The sequence below is a fragment of the Microbacterium sp. K35 genome, assembly GCF_004794375.1.
Lineage (GTDB): Bacteria > Actinomycetota > Actinomycetes > Actinomycetales > Microbacteriaceae > Microbacterium > Microbacterium sufflavum.
In genome coordinates this window covers 1-5,247 of record NZ_SSDM01000258.1, presented here as the reverse complement: position 1 = coordinate 5,247, position 5,247 = coordinate 1, and the positions used below count along the sequence as shown (strand labels likewise).

Genomic DNA, 5,247 nt, shown 5'->3' with positions numbered 1-5,247 from the left:
CGGCCGTCGCGGCGGTGTGCGACCGGGGCACGGTGCGGGCGGTCGCGGTGCACGGACACCCGCACGGCGACGGGCGCCCGACCACGCGCGACACCGTGTTCCGCATCGCCTCGATGTCGAAGAGCTTCCTCGCGGCGACGGTCCTGGTGCTGCGCGACCGCGGACTGCTCGACCTGCACGCGCCGATCACCACGTCGGTACCGGGCGTGCGACTGCTCCACGACGGCCGGGAGTGCACGGTGACGGGGGAGCAGCTGCTGTCGAACCGCTCGGGGCTGGGAGAGGACAACGCCTGGGTCGACCGTCACCTCGGCGCCGGCCGGGAGGAGCTCGCGGCGCTGTTCGCGTCGGGGCTGCCGCTCGCCGCGGTCCCCGGCACCGTGTATCAGTACTCCAACCTCGGGCAGTCGCTGCTCGGGCGGGCGGTCGAGGCCGTGACCGGGAGAGCGGTGGAGGACGTGGTGCGCGAAGTGCTCCTGGAGCCGCTCGGGCTGCACCGCACCGCGCACACCCCCGACGCGTTCCCCGACGACGAGCGGGCGCACGGTTTCCGCACGTTCGACGGCGGGGAGACCTTCCGCCCCGAGCCGTTCGTGGGGGCGGGGGCGCTCGGGTGCATCGGCAGCATGGTCAGCACGGTGGACGACATCGCGACGTGGATGTGGTTCCTCGGCTCGGCGTTCACGGATGAGCCCGTGGCGCCGGAGGTGCTCTCACCCGCGTCACGCAGGGAGCTGCAGCAGCCGCGCACGCCCATCCCCGGGCCGCCCGGGGCGTTCCCCGGACACGAGCTCGCCGCCGCCGGCTACGGCTACGGGCTGGTCGTCGAGGAGGATCGACGGTTCGGGCGGATCGTGCAGCATTCGGGCGGGCTGCCCGGGTTCTCGTCGCACATGCGGTGGCACGCCGCGACCGGGCTCGGCGTGGTCGCCTTCGGCAACTCGGATGACTTCGCGGCGCGGCGCGTGGCCGGCGTCGCACTGGACGAGCTCCTCGCGGGCACGGGGGCGCCGTCGGCCGTGGTGCGACCGTGGCGGGAGACTTTGGCGGCGGCGCAGGCCATCGATGCGGCGATCCGTGAGGGCCGGTCCGCCTCCGCGTATCCCGTCCTCGCGGATCACGTGCTGGCCGACGTGCCCGCGGATGTGCGGGATGCGCGGCTGGGCGCCCAGCTCGAGGAGGTCGGCGGACTCGTGCCGGAGCAGGCGCCGTTCGCCGAGCGTGTGGTCGCCGCCGGGAGCGAGGCCGAGCTGCGCTGGCGGATCGCGGGAGTGCGGGCCGATCTGCGCGTCGAGGTGCGGATGATCGGGCTGCCCGAGCCGCGGATACAGGGGCTGTCGGTCGTGGTCGTGTCGACGGGGGAGTCGCGGTCGGAGGGGGAGCAGCCGGGCCCGGCCGACCGCCACCGCCTCGTACTCCCCGCACTCTGACCTCCGGCGCACAAGGGCCGTGGTCACAGATCGACCCCGTCCAAAAATCGGTTCTAGGATGGATCCATCCCACCCGATCGTTCTGAGGACCGTCATGCCCGCCACCCCCGTGCGTCGTCTCCTGCCCGCCGCCGCGCTCGCCGCCGTCACCGCCCTGGTGCTCGCCGCGTGCGCCGGTCCCTCCACCGATGCCGACGGCGAGGTGGGCGATGAGCTCGTCTGGTCGATCGAGGGCGCGAACCTCTCCGCAGGGCACATGGATCCGCAGGTCAGCCAGCTCGACGTCTCCGGCATGGTGCAGCGCGCCGTGCTCGACTCGCTCGTGTTCCAGGAGGAGGACGGCAGCTTCAGCCCGTGGCTGGCGACGGAGTGGGAGGTGTCGGACGACAGCACCGAGTACACCTTCACGCTTCGCGACGACGTGACCTTCACCGACGGCGAGCCGTTCGACGCCGAGGCCGTGAAGGCGAACTTCGACCGCATCGTCGACCCGAAGACCAAGTCCGCGCAGGCGGCCAGCATGATGGGCGCCGACTTCTACGAAGGCACGGAGGTCGTCGACGAGCACACCGTGAAGGTCACGTTCACGCAGCCGTACGCCCCGTTCCTGCAGGCCGCCAGCACGCCGCAGCTGGGCTTCTACTCGCCCGCGGTGCTGAAGGAGTCCGCGGCGAAGCTGAAGGCCGGGGGCCCGGGCGTCACCGTGGGCACCGGTCCCTTCGAGCTCACCGAGTACACGCCCGATCAGGAGCTCGTGTACACGCGCAACGACGACTACGCCTGGGGGCCGCACGGGGAGAAGGCGCCGTCGTTCCAGACGCTGCGCGTGGAGATCCAGCCCGAGGCCGCCGTGCGCAGCGGCGTCGTGCGCAGCAGCGAGGCCGACCTCGCCAGCGACATCCCGCCGAACCTGGTCGAGGAGCTCGGCGACGGCGTCACGGTCGACTCGGTCGAGTACCCCGGCCTGCCCTACTCGCTGTACCTGAACGAGAAGTACGGCGTATTCGCCGACGAGAAGGTGCGCCAGGCGTTCGCGCGGGGCATCGACATCGACGCCGCCGTGGAGGAGATCTACTTCGGCCAGTTCCCGCGGGCGTGGAGCATCCTCGGCTCGACGACGCCCGGGTACGACGCGGCGCTGGAGGGCACCTGGCCGTACGACCAGGACGCCGCGAACGCGCTCCTCGACGAGGCCGGGTGGACCGAGCGCGACGCCGACGGCATCCGCATGAAGGACGGCGCGCGCCTCTCGGTGCGCTGGATCGCGTGGACCCCGGTGCCCGACGACCAGGCCGCGCTCGCGAACGCCATCCAGTCCGACCTCAAGGCGATCGGCTTCGAGGTGCAGCGCGAGGTGCTGGAGCCGGGCGCCTACAACGCGCAGTACGAGCCGAAGACGTTCGACCTCACGGACTGGGGCTTCTCGGGCGTGGACGCCGACTTCCTGCGCAACCACCTGCACAGCGAGGGCTTCCAGAACGCCTCGCAGGTCACCGACCCCCAGATCGACGCGCTGCTGGAGCAGGCGGTCTCCTCGAGCGACCAGGACACCCGCAACGCCCTGTACGCGCAGCTGCAGGAGTGGAACGCCACGTACACCGCGATCGTGCCGCTCTACAGCCCGTCCGCGATCACGGCGGTCGGCGAGCGCGTGAACGGCCTGCAGTACGACCTGTACGGCCGGCCGCTGTTCTACGATGTGACCCTCGGCTGAGTCCGCTCAGCCGCCGGGACGAGGGAAGCAGGACGCAACGGTGAAGGCTGCCCTGCCGCGGATCGCCGGCCTCCTCGCGACCGTAGTGGTGGTGCTGTGGGGCGCCGCCACCCTCGCGTTCCTCGCCTTCCGGCTCATCCCCGGCGACCCGGTCTCGGTGATGCTCGGCCCGCAGGCGCAGGTGAGCGATGAGGTGAAGGACGGCATCCGCGCCGAGCTCGGGCTCGACCGGCCCGTCCTGGAGCAGTACGCGTCGTTCATCGGGCAGCTCGCCCGGGGCGACCTGGGCGAGTCGTATCAGCTGCGGCTGCCGGTGACCGAGGTGATCGGCCGACAGCTCGGGGCGACCCTGCAGCTGTCCGCGCTGGCCCTGGCGATCGCCGTGGTGCTCGCGCTCGCCGTGACCGTGCTGGTGCGCGGACGGACGGCGCGCGCGGTGGCCGCGGCGGTCGAGCTGGTCGTGCTGTCCTCGCCGGTGTTCTGGATCGGGCTCGTGCTGCTGAGCGTCTTCGCGTTCGGTCTGGGGTGGTTCCCGGTGTCGGGCGCCCGCAACCCTGCGACCCTCGTGCTCCCCGCGGTCACGCTCGCGCTGCCGGTGGCGGCCCTGCTGAGCCAGGTGCTGCGCGACGCGCTCGTGCAGGCCGAGCGGATGCCGTTCGCCGAGACGGTCCGCGCGCGGGGGGCGAGCCCGTCGTGGTTCACGCTGCGGCACGGACTCCGTCACGGTGCGGCCTCGGGCATCACGCTGGCCGCCTACCTCACGGGCTCGGTGCTGGGCGGCGCGGTGCTGGTGGAGACGGTGTTCGCGCGGCCGGGGCTGGGGCGCGTGACCCTCGCGGCGATCAGCGACCGCGACCTCCCCGTCATCACCGGCATCATCCTGCTGAGCGCCGTCGTGTTCGTGGCGGTGAACCTCGTGGTCGAGCTCGTGCATCCGCTGATCGACCCCCGGGTGCGGGCCGCAGCGGCCGGAGGCGCCCGATGAGCCGCGGTCAGCGGGCGGCGCTGTGGTCGGCGGTCGCGGTGCTCGCGGTGATCGCGGTCGCGGCGGTGTGGCCCGACCTCCTCGCCCCGCAGGACCCGCTGCAGACCGACGTGCGTTCGGCCCTGCTGCCGCCCAGCCCCGAGCACCTGTTCGGCACCGACCAGAGCGGACGCGACGTGTACGCGCGCGTGGTGCACGGGGCCGGGCGGTCGCTGGGCATCGGGCTCCTCGCGACCGGCATCGCGGTCGTCGTCGGGCTGCTCGTCGGCGCGGTGGCGGGGATGGCGCCGCGGGGCGTGGACCTCACCGTGATGCGGGTCAACGACGTGCTGATGGCGTTCCCCGAGTTCCTGGTGGCGCTCGTGGTGGTCGCGGTGCTGGGCCCGGGACCGGTGAACATTGCGATCGCGGTGACCCTGGCCGCGGTGCCGGTGTACGTGCGCCTGGCCCGGGTGCAGACCAGGACGCTGCGCGTGGCCGAGCACGTAGAGGCCGCGCGCATCCTCGGGGTGCCGCCGCTGCGGGCCTTCACCCGGCACGTCGCCCCCGGGGTGCTGGGCTCGCTCAGCGTGCTCGCGACGATCGGCATCGGATCCAGCATCCTCGCCGCCGCCGGGCTCAGCTTCCTCGGCCTCGGGCCGTCCGAGCCGACCCCGGAGTGGGGGCTGATGCTCGCCGGAGGCCGGAACGTGCTCGGACAGGCGTGGTGGATCTCGGTCTTCCCCGGCATCGCGATCACGCTCTCGGTCGTGTGCGCGACGGTCGTCGGACGGATCCTGCGGGCCAGGGCGGACGGGAGGACGGCATGAGGGCGCTCGAGCTGCGGGGTCTGCGGATCGCGTTCGACGGCACGGCGGTCGTAGACGGCGTCTCCCTGTCGGTCGAGCGCGGCGAGTGCGTCGCGATCGTGGGGGAGTCCGGTGCGGGCAAGACCCTCACCGCCCGCGCTCTGCTCGGGCTCACGCCGCGTGCGGCGACCGTGACCGCGGAGGGGCTCGTGATCGACGGGACGGATGCCGCCGCCCTCGGCGAGCGCGCCTGGCGGCGGCTCCGCGGCGCGCGGATCGGCCTGGTGGCGCAGGACGCGCTGGTCTCGCTCGACCCCCTGCGCCGCATCG

Annotated in this window: 5 protein-coding genes; all 5 read left to right on the top strand. The window is 73.0% G+C overall.

What is annotated here, in order from left to right:
- Positions 1–1,430, top strand: a 1,430-nt coding sequence (locus DW299_RS09805) for a serine hydrolase domain-containing protein (RefSeq protein WP_136036478.1), incomplete at its 5' end; no start/stop codon positions are given.
- 94 nt (positions 1,431–1,524) lie between these two features.
- Positions 1,525–3,144: an ABC transporter substrate-binding protein gene (locus tag DW299_RS09800; protein ID WP_136036477.1), complete on the top strand. Its 1,620-nt coding sequence runs from the start codon at positions 1,525–1,527 to the stop codon at positions 3,142–3,144.
- Positions 3,145–3,184: 40 nt separating this feature from the next.
- Positions 3,185–4,129, top strand: coding sequence for an ABC transporter permease (locus DW299_RS09795; RefSeq protein WP_136030942.1), 945 nt, complete (start codon positions 3,185–3,187; stop codon positions 4,127–4,129).
- A complete protein-coding gene (locus tag DW299_RS09790) occupies positions 4,126–4,938 on the top strand; it encodes an ABC transporter permease (protein WP_136030943.1) in 813 nt (270 codons plus the stop codon). Before DW299_RS09795 ends, DW299_RS09790 begins: the two co-directional genes overlap by 4 nt.
- On the top strand, positions 4,935–5,247 hold a 313-nt coding region (locus DW299_RS09785), incomplete at its 3' end, for an ATP-binding cassette domain-containing protein (protein WP_136036476.1). The genes DW299_RS09790 and DW299_RS09785, both read left to right, overlap by 4 nt.